The organism is Desulfolithobacter dissulfuricans, assembly GCF_025998535.1.
Classification (GTDB): Bacteria; Desulfobacterota; Desulfobulbia; order Desulfobulbales; family Desulfobulbaceae; genus Desulfolithobacter; species Desulfolithobacter dissulfuricans.
This window is the reverse complement of record NZ_AP024233.1, coordinates 1,504,885-1,530,592: the sequence shown is the minus strand read 5'-3', so window position 1 is coordinate 1,530,592 and position 25,708 is coordinate 1,504,885. Positions and strand designations below refer to the sequence as shown.

The following is a 25,708-nucleotide window of genomic DNA, read 5'->3' as shown; positions in this document are numbered from 1 at the left end:
AGAGAGTCATGGATAGACAGTCGAGCGACAGGTACGATTTCAAGACCATCGAGGCCAAATGGCAGCAACGCTGGGCCGAAGAAAAACCGTACAAGGTGAGCGAAGATCCTTCCCGCAAGAAATATTATGTCCTGGAGATGTTTCCCTATCCCTCCGGCCGGATCCACATGGGGCATGTCCGCAACTACTCCATCGGTGATGTCATTGCCCGCTACAAACGCATGCAGGGTTTCAATGTCATTCATCCCATGGGCTGGGACGCCTTTGGCCTGCCGGCGGAAAACGCTGCCCTGAAGCGCGGTATCCATCCTGCTACCTGGACCTACGATAATATCGCCTACATGCGTGACCAGCTCAAGGCCATGGGCCTCAGTTACGACTGGGACCGGGAACTGGCCACCTGTGATCCCTCCTATTATCGGTGGGAACAGCTCATCTTTCTGCAGATGCTTGAAAAGGGGCTGGTGTATCGCAAGGAGACCACGGTCAACTGGTGTAAGAGCTGCCAGACCGTGCTGGCGCGGGAACAGGTCATCGACGGTTGCTGCTGGCGCTGCGACGAGCATGTCCTGCCCAAAACCATGTACGGCTGGTTTTTCAAGATCACCGATTATGCCGACGAACTGCTGGAAGACCTGGATCAGCTCACCGGCTGGCCGGAAAAGGTTGTCACCATGCAGCGCAACTGGATCGGCCGCAGCGAAGGATTGGCCTGCGATTTCCCGGTGGAGGACAGCCAGGAGAAGATCACCATCTTTACCACCCGGCCCGACACCATCTTCGGGGTGACCTTCATGTCGCTGGCCGTGGAACATCCGCTCATCGACAAACTCATCCAGGGACGCGAGGAGGAAACCCGGGTCCGGGAGTTCATAGAAAAGACTCTGATTGAGAAACAGCGCCTGGCCGTGGACGAGGAACCGGAAAAGCATGGTGTCTTCACCGGCGCTTACTGCATCAACCCCTTCAACGGCGAAAGGGTGCCCATCTATGTGGCCAACTTTGTACTCATGGAATACGGCACCGGAGCTGTCATGGCCGTCCCGGCCCATGATCAGCGTGATTTCGAGTTTGCGAGAAAATATGGTCTGCCCATTCGTCCGGTGATCCAGCCGGAAGGAAACCACCTGGCCGGCGAGACCATGGAGGAGGCCTGGACCGGTCCTGGAAAACTGGTCGATTCCGCTGAGTTCACCGGTATGGACTGGCAGGAAGCCAAAAAGGCCATCATCGATTATGCCGCCGACAAGGGTTTTGGCCGACCGCACATCACCTACCGGCTTCGGGACTGGGGTATCTCCCGCCAGCGGTACTGGGGCGCCCCTATCCCGATCATCCACTGTCCCGAGTGCGGCGTGGTCCCGGTACCCGCCGATGAGCTGCCCGTAACCCTGCCGGGCACAAACGATCCAAACGGCAGCCACGCCCCGCTTCACCAGCAAGAGGAGTTCTACAGCACCAGCTGCCCCGGTTGCGGTGGTCCGGCCAGGCGGGAGACCGACACCATGGATACCTTTGTCGAGTCGTCCTGGTATTTTGCCAGGTACACCTGCCCCGATAACGACCAGGCGCCGCTGGATCCGGCAAAGGCCGGCTACTGGCTGCCGGTGGACCAGTACATCGGCGGGGTGGAACATGCCATCCTCCACCTGCTCTATTCCAGGTTTTTCACCAAAGTGCTGCGGGATCTTGGTTACCTCAACATCGACGAACCGTTTACCAATCTCCTGACCCAGGGCATGGTGATCAAGGACGGGGCCAAGATGTCCAAGTCCAAGGGCAACGTGGTGGATCCCTCGGATCTCATCGATCAATACGGGGCCGACACCACCCGTCTCTTTTCCCTGTTCGCTGCGCCGCCGGAAAAGGATCTGGAATGGAACGCCCAGGGGGTGGACGGGGCGTCGCGTTTTCTCAACCGGGTATACCGGCTCGTCAACTCCAGCCTGGACTGCTTTCAGGAGGAACCCCAGGATATCCGGATCAGCGACCTGAACGAAACCGATAGGGCCCTCTACCGCAAGACACACCAGACGATCCAGCGGGTTACCGATTCCATTGAAACCAACTTCCATTTCAACACCGCCATTTCAGCGGTCATGGAACTGACCAATCAGATCTCCCGGCTGACCGCTGAGCAGGCAGCCAGGATCCACCGCACGGTCCTGCGCCAGGCCCTGGAGGCCATCCTGCGGCTTCTCTTTCCCATGGTTCCCCATTTCTGCGCCGAACTCTGGGAACAGACGGGACATACCACACTTCTGGATCAGGAACCCTGGCCCACCTGTGATCCCGAGGCTTTGAAGGAAGAGGAGATAACCATTGTGGTCCAGGTGAACGGCAAAGTCCGGGCCCGGCTGCAGGTTCCGGCGGCTATCCAGGAGGAGGACTTAAAAAAACAGGCTCTGGCCGACGAACGGGTCCAGAAGTTCACCGGCGACAAAAAACCCAGAAAGATTATTGTGGTTCAGGGCAAGCTGGTCAATATCGTCGTCTGAACCACAGACCCATAGCCCATACCACGACAGGGGGTATCACGTGAGACTGTACAAGAGGGGTCAACTCCTGACCGTCCTGCTGCTTACACTTGTGTTCGGCGGCTGCGGTTATTATTTTCCCCACATCTATGATGGACCGGAAAAGACCGTCTACATGCCCCAGTGGAAAAACCGCACCAACCAGCTGGACCTGGACACCAGAATCTACCACTCTCTGGCCCGCTGGTTCCAGAAATCGCCCAGTATCAACCTGATCCGGGATCGGGAGCGGGCCGATCTGATTCTGGCCGGTGAAATCGTCGCCATCGATCTGCCCAGCATATCCTGGGATGGCAATGCCGAGACAAAAGAGGTCAAGGTCCGGCTCCAGGTCCGCTACGTGCTCAAAGACCTGAAAAACGGCACCCTGCTCTGGGAGGTCCCGCGGGAAGTATGGAGCGAGGAATACCAGCTCAGCGACAACACCACCAGCATCAACGAACAGGAGGCGGTGGAGCAGATTATTGCCGATCTCTCGGAACGGATCTATCTTGGAACCCTGGAGAGGCTGCGGCAGGAACAGAGAAGAAAAGAGACAGAAAAGAGCCCCGGCCGGTAGCAGAAAAAACAAAATTTTCAAGCTGGCCAGAAGACAAAGAGGACATAAAAAAAGACGCGACAGCCAGATAGCGGCTGTCGCGTCTTTTTTTTCTTTCTGCTATCTGGGTGGCAATCCTTATTTAAGCAGTTCCCGGACCGTCTCGGCAATGGACCGGGCATCCAGTCCCTGCTGCTGATAGAGCTCGGCCGGTTTGCCCGAACCACCATAGCGCCGAACCCCGAGACGAACCAGCGGTGTCGAGACGCCGGCCTCGACCAGCTCGGTTGCCACACTGACGCCGAGCCCACTCTCCACGTGGTGGTCTTCCACCGTGACCAGGGGACCGGCCTTGGCGGCCTCGATCACGCTGTCGCGATCGAGCGGAATAAGCGAGGCCATGTTCAGTACCGACACTGAGATACCGGCCTCCTGCAGCAATTTCCAGGCCTCGATACAGCTCGGAGTCACCGCGCCGTAGGTGATGATGGTCGCGTCGCTGCCCCGCCGCAGCCAGTCTGCCCGACCCGGTGTAAAGACATAGTCGGTGTCAAAGAACACTGAGCCGTCTTCCCGGGTGATCACAGGCGTCTTGGAGCGCCCCATGCCCACGAAATGATTTCCAGGGCTGGTGGCAATATAGCGGACAATACGGTCGGTCTGGTTGGGATCGGCCGGCATGAAGACCGAGAACCGGAACAGATTTTTAAAGAGTCCCAGGTAATCGATGCCCTGGTGGGTCGGCCCGTCTTCACCCACGTCGAGCCCCAGATGGGTGGCGACGATCTTCATGTTGGCATGGTTGAAATCGCTGAGCCGGTTCTGGTTGTAGACCTCGGAAACAGCAAAAACACCAAAGGTGGAGAAGAAGGTGACCAGGTTTTCACAGCTCATGGCCCCGGCCATGGCCGCGGCATGGTGTTCCTGGATACCGGCCTCAAAATAGGCCTCGGGTGAATGTTTATGGAATCCGCCCATCTTGACCGATCCTTCCAGGTCACACGAGATACCGGTGATCACCGGGGTCCCGTTGTTGTTGGCCTCGGCCAGTCCGAGCAGGGCGTTGCCATAGGCGGAACGGTTGTCGGTCATGGTCTTTGCGTCGTAGAGGATGGGCTCACCTGGGGAAACCTCGGGATAGTCGGTGCGCGGCGCCATGATGGTGTGGGTCCGTACCGGCTGCTGGCGAAGTTCCTGCCATTTTTCAAGATCGTTTTCCACGCCCAGTTCAGCCAGGGCCTCGGCCAGCTGTTCCGGCTTGAGGGGCGAACCGTGATACTTGGCCTGGTTTTCCATAAACGAAATGCCCTTGCCCATGATGGTACGGGCAATGATCACCACCGGTACGCCGCTGGTGTTGCCGTAGGCCCGGGAAATGGCCTGGAAGAGCGCATTGTAGTCATGACCGTCTTCCAGGTAGATCACCTCCCAGCCCATGTCGCTGTACAGTTTGCGGATCGACTGGGGCATCACCTCCTCGGTGGAGCCGCAGATCTGCAGATGGTTGCGGTCCACAAGGCCGATGAGATTGTCCAGCCTGTATTTACGGGCATAGCGCATTGCTTCCACCAGCTGGCCTTTCTGGTGTTCACCGTCACCCATGAGACAGAAAACCCGGTTGGTTTCCCCTTTCACCTTGTGGGCCTGGGCCATGCCGACAGCGGTGGAAAGCCCCTGCCCCAGGTTACCCGTGTCCCATTCGACCCCGGGGACAATGGACTCCACATGGCCTGGAAAACCAGAACCGGTGCGGCGAAATCCCTGGAGAAAGTCCTCTTCGGAAAAATAACCGTTTTCCGCCAGGACAGAGTAGACACCCGGGGAGATGTGACCAATGGACATCACGGCCCGGTCCCGCTCGGGCATGCGGGGATTTGCCGGATCATGCTTCATCATGGCATACATGACCAGCAGCATGTCCAGGGAGGAGAGCGAGCCACCGGGATGGCCGGAGGCAGCCAGGGTGGTGGAGAGCAGAATGCGCCGGGCACACCGCTTGCGCATTGCCTGGAGCTCTTGAATCTCTTCGCTGCTCAATTCTGATTTGCTGACATCTAACTTCAGAACCATTGTCTTTTTTTCTCCATAACTCCTGTAACGAAATTCATGGCATTGTCTTCCCGTTTACAGGGCCGGGAAGAACAACAAACAATAAAAAACTGAAAAACCTGCAGCGGCTGTCCTGCGGCTCAGGGCCGGCTGACATCCAAGGAACCGTTTTCCGGCCACTGGTCGGGGGTCGGTGCACCTTCAGGCAGTCTCCTGCTCCGGACCCGGAGAAGGGAAACAATATGGTTGTCGCTCTTTCGTGTACAAAATGATCAAATCGTTATAATACAATGCCCCAGAAAGACAACCGGAAAAATCCAGCCCCAAGACGAGCACCAATCTTTCAAGAATAATGCAGATAGGAACAGTTACCCTCAAGAGCCCCTTCATCCTGGCTCCCCTTGCCGGCTACACGGACCTGGCGTTTCGCCTCCTGTGCCGGGAGATGGGCGCCGGCCTCTGTCTCTCGGAGATGATAAGCTGCCATGGGCTGGTCCATGGTCAGCCAAAGACCCTGGAAATGCTGGCCACCACTCCCCGGGAACGACCGGTGGGCTTTCAGCTTTTCGGCAATGAACCTGAGATCATGGGTCGGGCCGCGGCAGAGCTTGACCGGTTGCCCATTGATCTCATTGACATCAACATGGGCTGTCCGGTCCGCAAGGTCATCAAGAAGGGTTCTGGAGCCGCCCTGATGAAGGATTTTGACCGGGCCGCGGCCATTATCAGGGCCGTGGTTCGCAACACCAGCTTGCCGGTGACGGTCAAATTCCGTTCCGGCTGGACCAGCGACCAGCTGGTGGCCCCTGAATTTGCCCGTATGGCCCAGGAGGCCGGGGTGGCCGCGGTCACCATCCATGCCCGGACCTGGTCCCAGGGATTTTCCGGTCTGGCGGACTGGAATATGATCGGAAAAGTAAAAGAGAGTGTGGCTGTTCCGGTGATCGGTAACGGCGATATTCTCACCTTTGAAGACGGACTGCGGATGATGGAGGAGACCGGCTGCGACGGGGTCATGGTCGGTCGCGGCGCCCTGGGAAACCCCTGGGTGTTTCAGCCCGAGGGGCGGCCCGATACCCTGGCAGAGCGTTTCCCGGTGGTCCTGCGCCACCTGGAACTGGCCAGGGAGTTTCTTCCGGTAGAGCGCATCCTCTTCAGGCTGAAAAACCACGCTGCCCGCTATCTGACCGGCCTGCCCGGAGCCAGCAGATTGCGCCGACAGATAACCGACTGCAGGTCCCTTGATGAACTCATGGCTCTGTTTAAGCCGCCTGCGCTCAGGGAGAACAGATAACCTTGGTTTCCCCGGCCTGTACCATTTCCGCCTCACTGACTATCCCGGCCGACGAGATTCGCCTGACCGCCATCCGCGCTTCCGGACCGGGGGGCCAGCATGTCAACAAGGCCTCCACCGCGGTGCACCTGCGCTTCGATATCCGCGCCTCCTCCCTGCCCGAACCTCTCAAGGAACGCCTCCTGCAGCTCAACGACCACCACATCACCGCTGAGGGACAGATCATCATCAAGGCCAGGGAATACCGGAGCCTGGAAAAAAATCGGGAAGCCGCCCTGGCCAGGCTGCGCGCCATCATCCTTCGGGCCCTGGCCCCCCGCAAGGTTCGGCGTCCGACCAGGGCGACCAGGGGATCACAGAAACGGCGGGTCGATCGCAAGACCCACCGTGGGAAAATAAAAAAGATGCGCCGCAAGGTGGATCATTAATCAGGCTCGACCCTCGCCCGCAGAGCCTCTATATACCTGGTCCGCAGCTGGTCCAGATAGGCGGGATCCACCGGCCCTTTCCAGGTCTGCACCCGGTAGAATCGTTTTGGAATGGTGACATCTTCGGGCCTGAAACCGGTGGCAAACCGCAGTCGCCAGCGGTGGCACCGGATCTGCTCGCCAAGCTCCGGGAGATTTCCAGCCAGGGTTTCGTAGCCCAGAACGTCAAGACACCGGGCAAGCATCTCCTCCGTGTAGATGGACCGGGCAAAGAGGCAGGCCACCATGGAGGTCAGCAGGACCCGACCCGGCTCGTCATCGAGCAGGAACTGCACCGCCCGGTCGACATCCTTTTCCGCATGCTTCTGATCATAGGAGTAGCCGCCGGTATCCAGGTGGGAATGACGGAAACCCAGGGACTGGGCAGCGAAGAAAAGTTCGCCGGTGGCGTAGCCGGCCATCTCCTGGCCCAGCACACAGGCAAAGTCCCGGCCGCCATAGGCCTCGGCCGCCCGAAGGGTGCCCTGACCGAGCAGGGTGTAGAAATCATTGGCCCCGGTTCCCAGCATCCGCGCCGCCTGCCGGTAGCCCGCCGCATCGCCGAAACGCAGCTCTACCCCGGTTTCCCGGACCGAGACCAGTCCCTGCTCCAGGGCCTCGGTGGCCCAGGCCAGGGCTACCCCGCCGGACATGGCGTCCAGGCCCATCTTCTCCATCTCATCCATGATCCCGAGGACCTCAAACGGGTTGCCCAGCCCCAGCATGGTGCCACAGGCAAAGATGGGTTCATAGTCGTAGGCCACCTGACGATAGAAGTAGCGGTTGTCCTGGTGAAATTTTTCCCGTACATACCCGATGTGGATGCAGCCCACCGGACATCCGGAACAGGCTCCATTGCGGAGCAGCGTCTTGTCGGCAAACGTCTCACCGTTGACCCCGGTTATGGTCTCGGGGTCGCTTGTCTGCTGCAGGTTACGCCAGGGCAGGGCTTTGAGATCATCCAGGACCTGGAGGTTGGCCGCCGTTCCCAGGTTATGATACTTCTGCATCATGTTGGTGGCCGTAACCTGTTCATAGACAGTGGCAAAGAGTTTCTGGTAGTCGCTGCCCTCGGGCAGGGAAAAACCACTGTCCCCCTGAATGATGATGCCCTTGATATTCTTGTTTCCCAGCACCGTCCCGCCGCCCAGCCGACCGAAATGGCGGTAGGTGTCCACATTGATGCAGGCCATGGCCAGGCCGCATTCACCGGCCGGACCGATACGGAGGATGGAACGGTGCCCGGAACCGCCGGGATGTATTCTCCTGAGCAGCTTGCCGGTGGCGTAAGCATCCATACCGCGAAGATAACCGGCATCCCGAATCCGGATATGGCGTGATCCCAGTTCCAGGATGGAAAGTCCGGGGGCGCAGCCGGTGACGACCAGGCCATCGTATCCGGCGAACCGGAGCGCCAGGGCCAACCGGCCGCCCGCATGGCTCTCGGTGTACTGGTCATGGTAGGGACTCTTGAAGGCGGCCACGGTCTTGCTCATCAGGGGAAAGGCCCCGGTGAGGGGACCAATGGCCAGGATAAAGGGCTGGTCGGCGTGGCTCCATGGCCTGTCCTTCCGGCCGTATTTTTCAAAAAGCAGGGCGGCAAGCCCGGAACCGCCGATGGCCTGATCCCGGCCATCGAACTGCTCCACCTGGCTCTGACCGGTATCCAGATCAACCACCAGCACCCTGAAATGATCCCTGTTCATGCAATCACCTCCCCGGGCTCCACACTCCTGGCTTCACGCATCTCCAGACAGTCATGGGGACAGTAGTCCACGCATTGCCCGCACTGAAGGCAGACATAAATCCGTCCGTCCCTGTCCTGGACAATCCCCTCCACCGGACAGGCCTGGACACAATCGCCGCACTGGATGCATTTCTTTTCCCGCAGCAGCACCCCTCCGCCACGCCGCCGGATGAGGGCCCCGGTGGGACAGGCCGCGACGCAGAACGGATCCGCACAGCCAAGGCAGCGGACGGCATAAAATCCGGTGGACAGCCCCCCTGCCGAGCGGATGCGGATCCCGGCGCTTTCCCAGGAAAGTTTTTTGTGCACCAGCCTGGCGCAGGCCAGCGAACAGGAATGGCAGCCTATACACCGCTCCATGTGCGGCGCCGTGAGTATCTTCATCTCCCTTCTCCTCAACCTCGGGTCCGGTTGTCCGTGGAAGCGAAAAACAGCGCGTGACTTCTGTGCACGTACGCCCGCCTCGCAGTTCAGACATTATTTCGCCCGCCTCGATCATCAGCACAGTCTCCCACCCAGGGGGTCATAAGGCGGATTATCCACATTCCCATGGACGGTTTTCAAGGCTGTTTTCGCAGCGGTATTGTCAGTCAGAAATAGGATATGCACTCCTTTTCCGGCTGACAAGTGGAGGCTGTGAATTCCGTGGTTTAGGAAGAGAAAATTTCACCACATTGTGTCAAAGCAGACATCCCACAACCCTTCTTAATCACATAAGATTCACCTGTGGAGAAAATGAATGCATATTCATTGACACTAAAATTTATCTGTTGTAGAATTCGCACATGATACCGAAAGACTCTGCCACAGAATCAACACCGGGGAGCGATGACGCAAATGGTCTTGCCGAAGTGTACGGCTTTCTTGCGCTGTGCATGCGTTATCCAGACCCCGCATTTCTCGATCAGGAATTCCTTGTCACCTTCCAGGACCTGCTCCACTCCCTCGACCGGGACTCCCAGGCCAGGGAGTTAGGCACTTGGCTCCAGCAGGATAACAACCCACTTGAAACCCTGCAGATTGAATACACCAGGCTGTTCATAAACGCCATACCCCATGTCATTGCCCCGCCCTATGGGTCGATATACGTGGGCGGTGCCGGCAGTCTCCAGGGCAAGCTGACAGAAGAGACCAGGGATTTCTACCGGCAATGCGGCTTTGATCTGGCCGATGAAACTGAACCGGCCGACCACATCATGCATGAACTTGAATTTCTTGCTCAGCTGGCCCGGGAAGGACGGCTGGAGAAGACTGAAGAGTTTCTGCGCCGGCTTTTCCGTCCCTGGTTTGAACAGTTCTACCAACGGGTTCATAACGAGGCAGGACACCCGTTTTACAAGGTGTCTGTTGATTTAATAGATTTTTTCACCAAGGAGGAACCGTAAATGGCAATTAATCTGACCAGGCGGAATTTTTTGAAAACCGCCTCTCTTGCCGCGGCAAGCGTGCCACTTTCCAAAGTGGTGGCCAAAGCTGAGACCGGTGTGGTCAAGACACCGCTGATCCCGCCGGGAAGCTTCAAGGACACCAAAACTGCGGTCGGTGGAATCTGCGAGATGTGCTTCTGGCGTTGCCAGCTTGTGGGCAAGGTCCGCGACGGGCGGTTGGTAAAACTTGAAGGCAACCCCAAATCCATTGACAACGGGACAGCCATCTGTGCCCGCGGTAACGCCGGCATCAAGCTGCTCTACGATCCGGACCGGCTGAAATACCCCCTGAAAAACGTAGGTAAACGTGGGGCGCCCAAATGGAAGAGGATTTCATGGGAAGAGGCCCTGAACGAATGCGCCAGCAAACTCAAAGGGATTGTCGACAAGTACGGACCCCACGGCCTGGCCATGTTCCCCCATGGCGCCTCGGCCAAGTACCCCATGCACTTTTTTGAGAAAACCGTTGGCACACCCAACGTATCCGAGGCCTCTTTCTTTCAGTGCCGCGGTATCCGGGATACGGCCTATGTTGCCACTATAGGTACCGCGCCCGGCGAGAATGTGGATATGCCCAATGCCAAGGTCATCATGCTGCTCGGTGGCCATTTCGGCGAAAACGTGCATGTCTCGCATCTGAAACGGTATCTCAAGGGCCTGGAAAACGGCGCCAAGCTGATCGTGGTTGATCCCCGTTTTTCCGCCTCGGCCGGCAAGGCCGATATCTGGGTCAAGATCAAGCCCGGTACCGACACCGCATTCCTGCTGGCCATCATGAACTACCTGATCCAGAACGACAAGTATGACAAAAAATTTGTCGAAGAGCACGGTGAAGGTTTTGAGACCATGGCCGAGGGTATCAGCGAATGGACTCTGGAGAAAGCCGCCGCCATCTGTGATGTTCCGGCCTCCCAGATCAAGGAAGTGGCTGACCTGCTGGCCGCCAATGCGCCCAACGTTTCCATCCACCCCGGCCGTCACGTTTCCTGGTACGGTAACGACTTCCAGCGCGAGCGCTCCCTGGCCTGCCTGACCGGTGTTCTTGGTGCCTACGGCGTCAAGGGTGGTTTTGTCAAACCCAAGGGTCCCAAGGGTTTTGGCAAGGTGAGCTGGCCCCATGGCGAGCATGAAGGAGAAAATCTCAAGGAGATTGCCGGTAAATATCCCTTTGCTCCTCCAGGAACGCCTACCGAGCTGATCCGTGATGCCGCCCTGTCCGGCGACCCCTACCCGATCAAGGGCTGCGTGATCTGGGGTCAGAATCCGATCCAGACCATTCCCAACCAGCAGCGGACCATCCGGATGCTCAAGCAGATGGACTTTGTCATGTGTGTCGATGTCATGCCCACCGACATCACCATGTTCGCCGACATCCTGCTGCCCGAGTGCTCCTATCTCGAGCGCTACGACTATATCAAGAAAGGCACCCAGTGGAACTTTGCTGACAAGCATCAGCAGTATGTCTCAGCACGTATGCCACTGGTTGACCCTGGTTTCGAGCGTAAGGACGGTGTCTGGATCACCAACGAGATCGCCCGGAGGATGGGCTACGGTGACAAAATTCCGGTCCAGAGCCAGGAAGAGATGGTCGACAAGATCCTGGCCGGTGCCGGTCTGTCCATTGCCAAGCTGAAGGCCGAAGACGGCATCCATATCCAGCCGGGCAAGGATCCCTACGGAATTTCCGAGGATTTCACGGTCAACTTCGCCAACGAGGATCTGGAAGACGAAGGATTCCCGGCCATTCCCACCTATATCCCGGTGGAAGAGCCGCCGGCCGGCTACATGCGCCTCCTGTACGGCCGGGCTCCGGTCCACACCTTCAACCGGACCCAGAACAACGTCTGGCTCCATGCCGCCATGCCTGAAAATCCGGTCTGGGTCAACGACAAGGTTGCCAAAAGACTGGGACTGCGTGATGGTGACCGGGTCAGCTTCGTCAACCAGGACGGGGTCAAATCCCGCACCACCACCACGGTCAAGGTTACGCCGGGTATCCGTGAAGACGCGGTCTACATGTACCACGGCTTTGGCTCCATGAACCCGGAGCTCACGGTGGGTTACAACCAGGGTGTCGATGATCAGAGCCTGATCACCAAGCTGGCGGTTGACCCGGAAACCGGTTGCAGCGGCATGCGCAATAACTTTGTCCGGCTTGTCAAGGCAAGCTGATCCTGCTGCGGACAACGCGGCAAGAGATGACAAGACGATAAATTCAGGAGGTATATCCAAATGCAATATGGCATGATTATCGATATAGACAAATGTGTGGGCTGCCATGCCTGCACCATTGCCTGCAAGGCTGAGTGGGAGGTGCCGGCGCAGTTTGGCCGGAACTGGGTCTACCGCCTTGGCCCGGCAAAAACATCCACCGGCGAGCTGGCTTTCACCTTCTACCCGGGCCTTTGCAATCACTGCGACAAGCCGGCCTGCGTGGACGTCTGCCCGGCCGATCCGGTCGAGGCCACCTTCAAGGATGTCAAGACCGGTAAAACCAAGACCATGGAAATCGCCGCCACCTGGAAGGATCCCTTCAACGGTACCGTCCAGATCGACAAGACCCGCTGCATGGGTTGCGGCGCCTGCGCCGATGCCTGTCCCTATGGCGCCCGCTACGTCAATCCTGACCTGGCCGACGACGAGTCCGAAGGCAAGGCCGACAAATGCACCTACTGCATGCCCCGGGTTGCTGAAGGGCTGCAGCCTGCCTGCGTCCAGACCTGTCTGGCCGGGGCCCGGATCTTCGGTGACCTGACCGATCCCAACTCCGAGGTATCCAAATACGTCAAGAAAGGCGCCTTTGGCCTAACCTCCAAAAATGTGCAGATCGGGCCAAACAGCCGGTACTATGGTTCCAAAAAGAAGGATATTGAGTTGCTCAAGGCCCAGGCACCGCAAGAGATGCCCGAAGCATCCACTCGCCGGATCATGCTGGCCAAGATGATGCAGCCGGCCATGAAGCAGATCCGCGATCTCGGAATGCTTGGCATTGCCGGTTCCCTGCTGGTGAAATCCATGCAGGAGGAGGACAAGGAGTAAAGTCACAGCCCTTCAATACAGTACCCATAGCCGATCCAGTCGCCCGCCGGGCGGCTGGATCGCAGAACCCTTCAGACAGAGGCCTGGGATGGAGCCATGAAAAGCGCTCCTTTCCACCTCTGTCTTCTTGTTTACAAGGCCTAAAACCGGTACAATCGTCACACCGCCCGGGAGCTCCAGGATACTTGATCCAGGAGGACCGCCGGGCAGATACCCCAGAACAGATAATAAAACAAAAGGTATCCAACATGGGCAAAAAACATCTTGTCGTGTTCCTCTTCACGCTGATATTTTCCTTTGTCTCCCTCTCTTTCGCTCTTGCCGCCACCCGATCGGTCAGGCTTTTTGTGCCAGGTATTACCTGAGGCGGATCTGCCTACAAGGTACGGGCTACCCTGAAAAAGCTGGATGGCGTCATCAAGGTCCACACTGACATTGGTGAGCATATGGCCCTTGTCACCTATGACGACGAAAAAGTACAAGTGGCAGATATGAAAACAGCGCTGGATAAAGACTTTTTCCCGGTCAAAAAAGTTGAAACCGTCGAGTAAAGCTGACCATACCTGGGATAATACCGGGCGAGATCCTGGCTCTTTTCAGCACATAAAGAGCCGCTGCTTCATCAATGCACCGTTCGATCTCCTTGGTACCGGACTGCTGGACCTGTTTCTGCGACACCGGTTACAGCCGGAAATCGGTCTTGAGGGCGGCTGCCTGTGGGATGTGGAGGAAAAGGAATTTGCCGCCCTGGCGGAGACCCTTGGCAAGGCCGGACTGCGCTGCACCCTGCACGCCCCGTTCTTCGATCTTTCTCCCGGTGCCTTAGACCCGAAAATCCGCGAGGTTTCCCGGGAAAAACTCCGCCGCGCCTTCCAGTTAACCGGGGTATTTGCGCCCAGATCCATTGTCTGCCACCTAGGCTATGAGGACAACAAGCACCTGGGAAAATTTTCCACCTGGTTCGATAATGCCCTCCATACCTGGGAAACGCTCCTTACCATTGCCATGAAAAACGGGACCCGGGTCATGTTTGAAAACACCTATGAAAAAAGCCCGGCGGTGCACAGGAAACTCTTTGAAAAACTGGACTGCAGCCATCTTGGCTTCTGTCTCGATACCGGTCATCTCCAGGCCTTTGCCCGTGCCCCGTGGCAACCATGGATGGACGAGCTTGGCCCCTGGCTGGGCCAGCTTCACCTGCATGACAATAACACCGGCGGCGATGACCATCTGGCCATTGGCAGGGGAAGCTTCGACTTCCAGGGTCTGTTTGACCACCTGAAGGCATCGAACAGGGCACCGATTATCACCCTGGAACCCCACACCGAGGAAGGGCTGTGGCAATCCCTGGCCGCCATCGAAGAACTGGGCCTCTTTACCGGTCTTGCAGCATGATGCAGGGACGACCCGACTCCGGGACCTGTTGCAGCGACTGATCGACGTCCACAGAGACCAGGGCCTGCTCCCTGCAAAAGATAATGCCAAAACCCCGGTGACCGTGTACTATACTGGCTGACTCCATCCCGGACAAAATCGTAATTTATTCATTTATTTCAACATATTAATATTATATGGAGCTGACCATGAAGCATACCGTCTGGTCTCTGGTACTTGTCCTTCTGCTGGCTGTTGGCTGCGGCCCGGCCACCCAGCACCGGCTGGAAGAGAAAACAGGATCCTCCAGGCTCTCCCCGGAGGACGTACTCTCCCTCGTGGAAGGCAATACACTCTTTCTCCAGTCATATGGCGAAGAAAGTTACTATTATTTCGACCCTTCAAGCACGGTCTTTGCCAGGGATATCTATAACAACCAAGAGGTGGGCCGATGGGATGTCAGCGACCAGGGCGAGCTCTGCATTCGCATGCGCAGCTGGTGGTACGGCGACCTGCGCTGTTTTGAGGTCTTCACTGATCCCGGAAAAAAATACTATTTCCTGGTAAACGGCAGCGGAGTCCGGCAATACACCGCCGAACTGCTCCAGGGCGACAGCCAGAACCTCTATCATGAAATAAAGACGAAGAAGAGAAAAAGCTTTCGTTCGTCCATCCGTACCAAGGCTGCCGAGTCCGCTGCCAGGCCGGAAAAAAAGATCTTGCTGGAAGAAGAGGCAGGCGGTGTGGAAGACAGCGTCCTCCCACGGCCAAAGGTTGACAAGCGTGAGCTAGAGGCGACCGTCAAATGGATGGCCCGCGACTGTCCCGACTGCAAGCTGGCCGGCAGCGACCTGCAGAAAGCTGACCTGGTGCAGGCCAATCTGCGCGGTGCCGATCTGAGTTATGCCAATCTGCGTATGGCCAACCTCCGGCGGGCCAATCTTCAGGGCGCCAAACTGGAAAAAGCCAACCTGATCTACGCCAACCTGCCCGGGGCCAACCTGAGGGATGCCAACCTGCGTGGAGCCATTCTCCGGGGTGCCAACCTGATCCGGGCCGACCTCACCGGAGCTGACCTCACCGATGCCGACCTCACCGATGCCCTCCTTGACGGGGTCAAGGGACTAAAATAACCGCATGCCAGGCATAACAAACAATTTTGTGATTACCATCAATCTTCAGCATTGAAACCGGTGTCGACCTCGTGTGCCAGGCGAAGCTCTGGCGAATCTGGTGGCTGCGATGCCACCCGCGGTAATTGCCTGTTCACCGCGAAATCGCCGACCCGGCGTGTAGGGGTAACCCGAATCGTCAAGCAGGGTCGGAAAAGGCCGTAAGGTCAGATAGAGTATAGGCCGTAACATCTGTGAACTCGATTCGGCCTCGTTACACATTTGGCGGCGGCGACCCTCCGAGGTCATGGGGAAGCCAGTCATTGACGCGATGAGACAACAGGAGCGTTGCGTTGGGCCGCCCGGGGTGTTTGGAGATGGCATGTACTCAAGGGAGCGCCAGGGAACCTGGGAGACCCGGCGGGACGGGCAGGGCAGCAGATAGCCCGAGTCCAAACGCTGGAGGGGAATGCATAACCCTCTGTGCGGTCCCGGCCGGGAGTCGGACCTGCCCATAGTAGTGTTGAAGCGGGGTAACTCCCGTGGAGCGAAGGGGCAGGACTTTGATCGTGTTTCTGACAATGGAGGAAGTCCCGCTTGGAGTACACATGTTTGTCTCCCACTACGGATAAACGGGCAGGGCAGGAGTTCGGCCTGAGCCCGAAGGTCTCCCTCTTGCGAAAGAAACTGGGCCACAAGGCCAAGCAGGAACCGGAGTTTCGATTCTATGCCCTGTACGACCGGGTGTATCGCCTAGATGTACTGCAAAGTGCCTGGAACCGGGTTTACGCCAATCGAGGCGCTGCCGGGGTGGATGGAGTAAGCCTTGCGTCCATCAAGGAGAGTTCGGAAGGTGTAGCAGGCCTGCTGCAAACAATACAGCAGGAATTGAAGGATAAGACCTACCGGCCCATGCCGGTAAAACGGGTCTATATCCCAAAGGCGAATGGAAAGATGCGTCCGCTGGGTATCCCGACCGTCAAGGATCGGGTTGTACAGATGGCGGTCCTGTTGATCCTGGAGCCGATTTTCGAGGCAGACTTTGAGGACTGCTCGTACGGATTCCGCCCGGGCCTTAAGGCCCATGATGCTCTCGCCGCGATTCGGCAGGCGCTCAAGGCGGGATTTACTGAAGTCCTGGATGCGGATCTGAGCAGCTACTTTGACACGATTGACCATGGCAAACTGATGCAATGCCTGGAGCGTCGAATAGCTGACCGATCCGTTTTGAAGCTGATCAGGATGTGGTTGAAAAGCGATATCGTTGAAGAGGATGGGCAGGGCGGTCGCAAGATCACTCGCTCCCGCAAGGGTACGCCACAGGGTGGAGTCATCTCGCCTCTGCTGGCCAACATCTTTCTCCATGAATTCGACCAACGCTTTCACAGCCCGGAAGGTCCCCGCAATTTTGCCAACGCAAGGCTGGTACGATATGCCGACGACTGGGTTATCATGGCTCGGTACATCGGACCTCGCATTCACGCCTTTGTTGACAAGACGCTGGGGGAACTCGACCTGATCCTGAATCGGAACAAGACAACCATAGTTAACTTGAAAGATCCCGGCAGTAGTTTTGATTTCCTTGGATTTACGTTCCGCTTTGATCGCAGTCTGTACGGAGCGGGTCGGTATTTGAACATTGTCCCTTCTGCCAAGAGCCTGAAACGGGCGCGGGAGAGGATACATGCTCTGACGATTCGCAGGATTCAAGAGCCGGTAGAAAAAGTAATTGATCAGGTCAATCGATTTCTGATTGGCTGGGGCAACTACTTTTCCTTCGGATACCCGAAGGTGTCGTTCAAGAAGATTGATTGGTACGTGCAGACCCGGTTCAGTCGCTTTATGAGGACACGGAGCCACCGGCACTGCCGGCACCTTGATGGACCGTCGTTGTACAAGGCGCTTATGTCCAAGGGGCTGGTCTATCTGCATAAAAGAGCCGTCAACTCCCTGTGAATGCCTTGAGGCGAGAGATCATCGGAGAGCCGGATGCGGTAAAACCGCACGTCCGGTTCGACGAGGGGGCGCTGTCCGCAATGAGACCTCCTCTGATATGTAGTAGCCGCGTGCGGCAGGGCATAGTCGTTGAAGATCATTGTTGACAGCGCTCTACTCTACACTTGTTTCACGGGACGCCATAAACCCGTCCCTGGGGGCTTGACTGTGGCCATCCAGGCCACAGACACCCGTGAAACAAGTGAGGTCGACACCTTCATCCATCGAAGGCTGAATTTCAGTGGTAATAAGAAACAATTTTCCATCCAGGATCCAGGCAGCCTGCAACCTGTTCCGACCGGTAACCAGCATGGGTGGACAATATTTCGCCACTGTCCAGCCATGACAAACCATGAAAATCTCCCTGGCAGCTCCACGCCCCGGGGTGATTTTCGGATACACCAGAAAGAAAAAATATGTCCGCTCCCTTTGTCCATCTTCATGTCCACACCCAGTACTCCATGCTGGACGGCGCCATCCGTCTGGGTGACCTCATCAACAAGGCCAAAGAATATGAAATGGAGTCCGTGGCCATCACCGACCACGGCGCCATGTACGGGGCTCTGGAATTCTATACCAAGGCAAAGAAAGCCGGCCTCAAACCCATCATCGGCTGCGAATTCTACATTGCCCAGCACTCGCGGCTGAAAAAAAACCAGAACGCAGGCCATAACTTTCATCTGGTCCTGCTGGCCATGAACGAGACCGGCTACCGCAACCTGATGAAACTGGCCTCCATTGCCCAGACCGAAGGTTTTTACTACAAGCCGCGCATTGACAGGGAAGTGCTCTTTGCCCACCAGGAGGGACTCATTGCCCTTTCCGCCTGCCTGCACGGCGAGATTGCCTGGCGCATCACCCATAACGATCCAGACGGGGCCAGGAAAAGCGCCCAGGAGTTACAGAAAGTCTTTGGGGATCGGCTCTATTTTGAAATCCAGGAAAACGGTATTCCGGAGCAAACCATTGCCAACCGGGGATTGATGGAGCTTGCCGGCGAGCTGGGTATCAAGCTGGTGGCCACCAATGACTGTCATTACCTGAGCCGGGAGGAATCGTATGCCCACGAGGTCCTGCTCTGCATCCAGACCGGCCGGACCATCAATGATCCCAAACGGTTCAAGTTCTCCACCGACCAGCTCTATTTCAAGTCTCCCGAGGAGATGGCGGCCCAGTTCAGCTACTGTCCCGAAGCGGTTACCAATACCCTGGAGGTGGCCGAGCGGTGCAACCTGGAACTCAAGTTCGGTGAACATCATTTTCCCATCTTCCCGGTGCCGGAAAACGAAACTCTGGAGACGATCTTTGAAAAGGCCTGCTGGGAAGGCCTGGAAGAACGGCTCGCCGATCTGCGCGAACTGCAGGAGGTCTCCCCGGAGCTTGAGAAGCAGTACCGGGACCGATTGGCCATGGAAATCGGGGTTATCCAGGAAATGGGCTTTTCCGGCTACTTCCTCATCGTGGCCGACTTCATCACCTGGGCCAAGTCGCAGAAGATCCCGGTGGGGCCGGGCCGCGGTTCCGGAGCCGGGTCTCTGGCCGCCTTCTGCATGCACATCACCGACATCGACCCCATCCCCTACGGACTGATCTTTGAGCGCTTTCTCAATGTGGAGCGAAAATCCATGCCCGACTTTGACGTGGATTTCTGCAAGGATCGGCGGGATGAGGTGATCGCCTATGTGCGGAAAAAATACGGCGGGGACAAACACGTGGCCCAGATCGTGGCCTATGGGTCCATGAAGGCCCGGGCCGTGATCCGCGACGTGGGCCGGGTCCTGGAGATCCCCCTGCCGGTGGTGGACCGGATCGCCAAGCTCATCCCCGAGGAGCTCAAGATCACCCTGGACAAGGCCATTGACAAGGAACCGCGCCTGCGCGAGGCCATGAAGGACGATGCGGTACGCGAACTGCTGACCGTGGCCCAGACCCTGGAGGGGCTGTCACGGCACAAGACCATCCACGCCGCCGGGGTGGTGATCTCCCCCCGACCCATGGTGGAGTTTCTGCCGGTCTGCGTGGGTCCCAACAAGGAGGTCCTGACCCAGTACGACATGAAGTATACCGAGATGACCGGACTGATAAAGTTCGACTTTCTCGGCCTCAAGACTCTGACCGTCATCGACCGGGCACTCAAGCTCATCAAGCTCGATATCGGGACCGATGTGGAACTTAAAAAGATCCCCATGGACGATCCCAAGACCTACGAGCTGCTGTGCCGGGGCGACAGCCTGGGCGTGTTCCAGCTTGAGAGCGACGGCATGCGCGAACTCCTGATCAAGATGAAGCCGGAGCAGTTCTCCGACCTCATTGCGCTCGTGGCACTCTACCGGCCCGGGCCTCTCGACTCGGGCATGGTGGACACCTTTGTCGAAACCAAGCATGGCCGGCGACCGCCCGAATACCCGCTGCCCCAGATCAAGGAGGTGCTGGAAGAGACCTATGGCGTAATCGTGTACCAGGAACAGGTTATGAAAATCGCCAATATCCTGGCCGGTTACTCCCTGGGTGACGCAGATATCCTACGCCGGGCCATGGGCAAGAAAATTCCCGAAGTCATGGAAGAGGAACGGGAAAAGTTCATGGCCGGGGCCCGCAAGCTCAACGTGCCCGAAGACAAGGCCAAGTATATTTTCGACCTCATGGCCAAGTTTGCAGGCTACGGCTTCAACAAGTCCCATTCGGCAGCCTATGCGCTGATCGCCTACCAGACCGCCTACCTCAAGGCCCACTACCCGGCCCAGTTCCTGGCCGCCCTGCTCTCCTGCGACGTGGACAACACGGATAAGGTGGTCAAGTACATCAACGAATGCCACCTGCACGACATCGATGTCCTGCCACCGGATATAAACGAGTCGTTCCAGGACTTCACTGTTATCAATGACCGCATCCGCTTTGGCCTGGCAGCCGTGAAAAATGTCGGCGGCGCAGCTCTGGAATCCATTATTGCCGAACGGGAGGAGAATGGCCCCTACAAGTCGCTTGGGGATTTCTGCTCCCGGATCGACTCCAGCAAGGTAAACCGCAAGGTGATCGAAAGCCTGATCAAGGCCGGAGCCTTTGACACCATGGAAGGACACCGGGCCCAGCTCCTGGAGGCCCTTGACCAGGCCCTGGAACAGGCCAAGGCCGTACAGCGCGACCGGCTCTCCGGGCAGATGAACCTGTTCAGCCTGGGCAGCAGTTCAAAGACCCAAAAGACTACGGAGGTGCAGTTGCCGGATGTGGAGGAGTGGCCGAAACTGAAAAAACTGGCATTTGAAAAGGAGACCATTGGCTTCTTCCTCACCGGTCATCCGCTGGAAGGGGTTATCGATGACATTCGCATGGTGGCAGATACCGACATCGCCGGGCTGGAAAACTACCGGGACGGTCAGGCCGTTCGCCTGGGCGGATTGATTCAGAATTACAAGGAACATAAATCAAGAAAGGGCGACCGCATGGCCTTTGCCGTTCTCGAGGACATGTCCTCCTCGGTGGAGGTCGTGATTTTCCCTTCCTCCTTTGAGCACTGCTCCCATCTGCTCGGCGGTGACGACCCGGTGATCGTTCTTGGCAAGGTGCAGCAGGAGGAACGGGGCGCCAAGATTATCGCCCAGACGGTGCACACCCTGCCAGACGCCCTGGAAAAGTATACTGAAAAGGCCTCGATCAAGCTGCGGGCCGACCGGACCACCCGTGGCCACATGGAACGTCTCAAAGACATGCTGTACCGGTTCCACGGCACCACCCCGGTGCATCTGACCCTTCACTTCGACGGCCGCGGCGAGGTGGACATCGAAATCCTCAAGGACCTCACCATCCGTCCCTGCCGCGAATTTTTTCAGGAGCTGGAACAGACCCTTGGCTACCCTGCCCTGACCATGCGCATGAAAACCCCTGAGCTTCGGGAACGGGGTCGGCGCAACAACAACGGCTACCGGAAATAACAAGGCCCCTCTACCATCTTTACCAACAGCGATCCACCTGCAGTCCCTGGGCGGGCAGTCCGGGCAGGAGCAGGTGTATCTGAGGTCGGAGAGTGGATTGATAAACTCCTTCCACCCTGATCAGCTGGTAACTGAAACCAGTTTCTGCCGGAAAAATGGTGCTGATCAGGTATCCCTTTGGCTTTTACCAGCTTGCAAAAATAAATGCAGCTCCGCACCACCTTCCCCTCCATGTCAGCTCCATGGCCATAGCCGGGTTGCAGCGGCCATGAGCTGGCCAATCCAGAGCCTGCCCAAAAAATCCAGATTATGTGCAGATCATAGTGTGGTACCCATTCCAGGTCAAAGCAGGGTACAATACATTGCGATGATCCCCTGGGTGCCAGACGTTAACAGAACCATGAAACATGATAGAGTCGAACCACTCTCTAAACAGATACTGGTCTGAGATAAAATTGTTGCAAGGTGTTGCATTCCATGTAAATAACTCGATTTTGATCAGCATTAAGCCGTTATTCATTTCATTTAGCACCAAAAGGAGGGTTTTCATGAAACGACTGGTTCTTGCTCTTATAGGCCTGCTCTGTTGCGCTTTTGTCTCATCAAATGCTGATGCCAGTCAGACAAAGGTGAAAGTTGCTTTCGCCACCTGGGTTGGTTACGGCCCTCTGTACATTGCCCAGGAGAAAGGATTTTTTGATAAATACGGCCTGGATGTGGAGCTGATGATCATTGACGACGAATCCCAGTATGCCGCGGCCATGGCATCGGGCAATATCGATGCCCTGGGCAATGTCCTGGATCGTGAAGTCATCCATTATGCCAAGGGTACCCCGGAGGTGGTTCTGTTCGCCATGGACGAATCTGCAGGCGGTGATGGCATTATTGCCACTGCAGAGATCAAGACCCTGGCCGATCTCAAGGGTAAAAACATCGGCCTGGACAAGAGTTCTACATCGTATTTCTTTTTCCTGACCGCCCTTGCCAAGGCTGGCCTGCCTGAAGAAACAGTGACCATCCATGAAATGGGTGCTTCTGATGCCGGTGCCGCTTTTGTGGCCGGCAGGCTCGACGCGGCGGTTTCCTGGGAGCCCTGGCTGTCCAAGGCCGCAGAGCGCAAGGGTGGCCACGTGCTGGTTTCCTCAAAAGATTTTCCGCGTACCATCGTGGATGTGTTTGTCATGCGGCGGGATTATGCCGACAAACATCCCGAGGCAGCCACCGGCATGACCAAAGCCTGGTTTGATGCCATTGCCTGGTATAAGCAGAACCCGGATGAGGGCAATGCCATCATGGCCAGACACCTGGGAGAAAAACCGGCTGACATAGCAGATATGGCTTCCGGCGTGAGCTTTTTTGACCGAGACGGCAACCTGGCTTTTTTCGATAAAAGTACGGATAACAATATTTATGAAGTTGCTGCTCGGGCCGGAAAATTCTGGAAAACAAAAGGAATCCTGAAAAAGGATCTGGATGTGGACGGCCTGATCACCGACCAGTACATAAAAGCAGCGGCCAGATAAGATGACCGCTCCCAACCCACTGCGCAGGCTGGCGCCGGGAACGGGACTCACCCTGCTCTCGTTTCTGGCGCTTTTCCTCTTCTGGTGTTTGCTGGCATATTCCGGCGCTGTCAAGGAACTCTTCCTGCCAAAACCGCACAGGGTATTTCTTTCCTTTGGCGAAATGCACGCCGAGGGTATTTTATGGAAGTACACTTGGGATTCCACTTACCGGGTCATGGTGGGCTGGGCCATGGCGGTCGTGATTGCCGTTCCTCTGGGGATGCTGATTGCAACCTCCAGGAAATGTGCCGCACTGTTCGGACCTCTCATGGAGTTTGCCCGGTATCTGCCCGTGGTGGCTCTGGTACCGTTGACGCTGCTGTATTTCGGTATCGGCGACATGCAGAAATTCATGGTCATTTTTCTTGGCACCTTTTTTCAACTGGTGCTGATGGTTGCCGATACAACGGCCAATGTGCCAAAAGATCTGACCCGGGCCGCTGCCACTTTGGGCGCGAGTCAGGCCCAGATTTACCGGCTGGTACTTATCCCCGGAGCCCTGCCCGGCATCATGGATGATCTACGGATCACCATCGGCTGGGCCTGGACCTATCTCGTGGTGGCGGAACTGGTGGCAGCCAACTCCGGCCTAGGCTACATGATCCTGCGGGCCCAGCGCTTTTTAGCCATTGAGAGGATCTTTGCCGGGCTGATCATTATCGGTCTTCTCGGGCTGGCCACGGACTGGCTTTTTAAATGGCTCACCCGCATCAGTGTACCCTGGAGCGAAAAGGCAGGGTCATGACAAAACTGAGACTCGAACACTTAGGGAAAGTCTTCAGGTCAGGTGATACGTCAGTCACGGCCCTGGAAGACATCACGCTCGATATCAGTGAAGGAGAGTTTGCCGTCGTGGTGGGGCCGTCCGGCTGCGGCAAATCCACCCTGCTGAATATCGTTGCCGGACTGGAACGTGAAACAAGCGGCCAGGCCCTGATCAACGGACGACGCATTGAAGGCCCGGGGGCGGACCGGGGAATGGTGTTTCAATCCTACACCCTGTTTCCCTGGCTTTCCGTACGCAAAAATGTGGAGTTCGGCCTGCGCATCAAAGGCTTGCCGGCAGTCGAACGTGCTGAGATTGCACGCCGATATTTACACCTTGTTGGACTTGAGGATTTTGAAAATTCCCTGCCCAAATCCCTTTCCGGCGGCATGAAACAGCGCACGGCCATAGCCCGGGTGCTGGCCAACAATCCGGACATGCTGCTGATGGATGAGCCTTTCGGTGCACTGGACGCCCAGACCCGTCTGCAACTCCAGGATCTGTTGCTTGACATCTGGCGTAAAGAACGTGCCACAATCCTGTTTATCACCCACGACATCGACGAGGCTATACTGCTGGCCGATACGATTCACATCATGTCCAGCCGACCGGGACGCATCATTAAATCGATCACCGTAGATATCCCACGTCCCCGTGACCACCGGGTAACGGTTCTTCCCGGGTTCACTGCCATTAAAAAAGAGATCATGGAAATGCTCTGGGCCGAGATTCACTGAGAGTACCAACCGACGGTACGCGGAATCCGCGCTAGCTCTTTGTCTAATGCCCCCTGTCTTGATGAAAAGGAGTGATGGCATCTTCACCCCCAACAGTCACGCAGGATGTAACAGGTCTGCTTTGGACTTTTCTCGGCATGCAAACGTCAGGAGCATTCCTGCCTCTCCTTCCCCCCTGCCCAATACCGATGCAGCTTACTTTACCCGTTCACCATGGACCTGCCACTCCGGAATCACTAACGGAGCCAGGATGGTACAGCGCCGCTTATCTCCTTTACCCCGGATATGAATTCTCTTTTGGGCAAAATCAATATCCATGATTCTGAGCCAGACACACTCCATCAGCCGCATACCAGAGCCAAAAAGTTATTTGCCCATCAGATAATGGGTTCTTTCAATATGTCTGAAGAATCGTTCGATTTCCTCTCGGCCACAAACTGTTGGCGGATTGGGATGGCGATTGTTCTCCACGGTCTGCTCAGTCCTATAGGTGTCTGGCACGCAATAAAGGATAACTCCTCCGAGGTATGTAATCAAGCGGGACGCTACATATAGGCATAATGGTGATAAACACAGTATTTTCCGCTCCTGATGCATCAGCCTTTGTTTGGGATCAGGTCAAAATTTCCGTTTACTTTCCATTTTTCCTGACATAGTATCGCAACAAGGAGAGTTAAAAAAGATTAAAGATGTCAAGAAGATGAAAACAAATCCATATAGTACCACCCGTAGCAAGCAAATTTTGCACTGATGGGTGCCTTGAAAAATTAGGATTTTCGTTCAAGATCAGGTAAGCGGAGACTCCGAGGAACAGCAAAATTAGCCGGACAGCTTGACTGTTCAGCGAAAAGCGCAGCATATTAAGCATATGTGAGCATTTTTCATTTTGCTGTGACGCAGAGATAGGACGAAAACACAATTTTTCAAGGTAGCCTGATAAAAACTGTTACTACTCAACAGTGCATTGCAACCAATTTAAACGGATATTGGCTCCATGGGATTCACTCTTAAATCTATTTCTACCCACAACGCGGCACTAAGGGTCTCCCTTATTTATGCATGTTTTTCTATATTATGGATATTATTTTCAGACCAGATATTGCTTTACTTTGTTAAAGATGCAGAAACATTA

17 protein-coding genes and 1 pseudogene are annotated in these 25,708 nt (G+C 56.5%); 15 read left to right on the top strand and 3 right to left on the bottom strand.

Annotated elements, in window-relative coordinates:
- Positions 1-8: 8 nt before the first annotated feature.
- Both leuS and lptE read left to right on the top strand, forming a co-directional pair.
- Positions 9-2,498, top strand: coding sequence for a leucine--tRNA ligase (leuS, locus tag GF1_RS06790; protein ID WP_267928870.1), 2,490 nt, complete (start codon positions 9-11; stop codon positions 2,496-2,498).
- A gap of 40 nt (positions 2,499-2,538) precedes the next feature.
- A complete protein-coding gene (gene lptE, locus GF1_RS06785) occupies positions 2,539-3,096 on the top strand; it encodes an LptE family protein (RefSeq protein WP_267928869.1) in 558 nt (185 codons plus the stop codon).
- Positions 3,097-3,213: 117 nt separating this feature from the next.
- Here the strand turns inward: lptE and GF1_RS06780 are convergent, their stop codons facing one another.
- On the bottom strand, positions 3,214-5,145 hold the full coding sequence (locus GF1_RS06780) for a transketolase (protein WP_267928868.1): 1,932 nt from the start codon (positions 5,143-5,145) through the stop codon (positions 3,214-3,216).
- Between the two features lie 331 nt (positions 5,146-5,476).
- Between GF1_RS06780 and dusB the strand changes: the two genes are divergently transcribed.
- Positions 5,477-6,418, top strand: coding sequence for a tRNA dihydrouridine synthase DusB (gene dusB / locus GF1_RS06775; RefSeq protein ID WP_267928867.1), 942 nt, complete (start codon positions 5,477-5,479; stop codon positions 6,416-6,418).
- A gap of 2 nt (positions 6,419-6,420) precedes the next feature.
- On the top strand, positions 6,421-6,846 hold the full coding sequence (arfB, locus tag GF1_RS06770) for an alternative ribosome rescue aminoacyl-tRNA hydrolase ArfB (RefSeq protein WP_267928866.1): 426 nt from the start codon (positions 6,421-6,423) through the stop codon (positions 6,844-6,846).
- Here the strand turns inward: arfB and GF1_RS06765 are convergent.
- Entirely contained in the window at positions 6,843-8,591 is a 1,749-nt protein-coding gene (locus GF1_RS06765; RefSeq protein WP_267928865.1) for an aldehyde ferredoxin oxidoreductase N-terminal domain-containing protein, read from the bottom strand. The genes arfB and GF1_RS06765 overlap by 4 nt on opposite strands.
- Positions 8,588-9,016: a 4Fe-4S dicluster domain-containing protein gene (locus GF1_RS06760; protein ID WP_267928863.1), complete on the bottom strand. Its 429-nt coding sequence runs from the start codon at positions 9,014-9,016 to the stop codon at positions 8,588-8,590. Before GF1_RS06760 ends, GF1_RS06765 begins: the two co-directional genes overlap by 4 nt.
- 401 nt (positions 9,017-9,417) lie before the next feature.
- Here GF1_RS06760 and GF1_RS06755 point away from each other — a divergent pair, with 401 nt between their 5' ends.
- From GF1_RS06755 to GF1_RS06705, 11 genes and pseudogenes are all read left to right on the top strand, one after another.
- Complete coding sequence (locus tag GF1_RS06755; protein WP_267928862.1) at positions 9,418-10,017, top strand: TorD/DmsD family molecular chaperone; 600 nt, start codon at positions 9,418-9,420, stop codon at positions 10,015-10,017.
- A complete protein-coding gene (locus GF1_RS06750) occupies positions 10,018-12,231 on the top strand; it encodes a molybdopterin-containing oxidoreductase family protein (protein WP_267928861.1) in 2,214 nt (737 codons plus the stop codon). It begins immediately after the preceding gene.
- Between the two features lie 60 nt (positions 12,232-12,291).
- Positions 12,292-13,098, top strand: a complete 807-nt coding sequence (locus tag GF1_RS06745) for a 4Fe-4S dicluster domain-containing protein (RefSeq protein ID WP_267928860.1) — start codon at positions 12,292-12,294, stop codon at positions 13,096-13,098.
- Positions 13,099-13,475: 377 nt separating this feature from the next.
- Positions 13,476-13,649: pseudogene (locus tag GF1_RS06740) on the top strand (heavy-metal-associated domain-containing protein); the annotation flags it as partial.
- Entirely contained in the window at positions 13,633-14,493 is an 861-nt protein-coding gene (locus tag GF1_RS06735) for a sugar phosphate isomerase/epimerase family protein (protein ID WP_267928858.1), read from the top strand. The pseudogene GF1_RS06740 and the gene GF1_RS06735, both read left to right, overlap by 17 nt.
- 188 nt (positions 14,494-14,681) lie before the next feature.
- Positions 14,682-15,605 carry a pentapeptide repeat-containing protein gene (locus tag GF1_RS06730; RefSeq protein ID WP_267928856.1) on the top strand — a complete coding sequence of 308 codons (924 nt, stop codon included), beginning with the start codon at positions 14,682-14,684 and terminating at the stop codon, positions 15,603-15,605.
- Positions 15,606-16,196: 591 nt separating this feature from the next.
- A complete protein-coding gene (ltrA, locus tag GF1_RS06725; protein WP_267926035.1) occupies positions 16,197-17,540 on the top strand; it encodes a group II intron reverse transcriptase/maturase in 1,344 nt (447 codons plus the stop codon).
- A gap of 455 nt (positions 17,541-17,995) precedes the next feature.
- Positions 17,996-21,508, top strand: a complete 3,513-nt coding sequence (gene dnaE, locus GF1_RS06720; RefSeq protein WP_267928855.1) for a DNA polymerase III subunit alpha — start codon at positions 17,996-17,998, stop codon at positions 21,506-21,508.
- A 548-nt stretch (positions 21,509-22,056) separates the two neighbouring features.
- Positions 22,057-23,031: an ABC transporter substrate-binding protein gene (locus tag GF1_RS06715; protein WP_267928853.1), complete on the top strand. Its 975-nt coding sequence runs from the start codon at positions 22,057-22,059 to the stop codon at positions 23,029-23,031.
- 1 nt (position 23,032) lies between these two features.
- Positions 23,033-23,818: an ABC transporter permease gene (locus tag GF1_RS06710; protein WP_267928852.1), complete on the top strand. Its 786-nt coding sequence runs from the start codon at positions 23,033-23,035 to the stop codon at positions 23,816-23,818.
- Positions 23,815-24,576, top strand: coding sequence for an ABC transporter ATP-binding protein (locus tag GF1_RS06705; protein WP_267928850.1), 762 nt, complete (start codon positions 23,815-23,817; stop codon positions 24,574-24,576). Before GF1_RS06710 ends, GF1_RS06705 begins: the two co-directional genes overlap by 4 nt.
- Positions 24,577-25,708 lie beyond the last annotated feature (1,132 nt).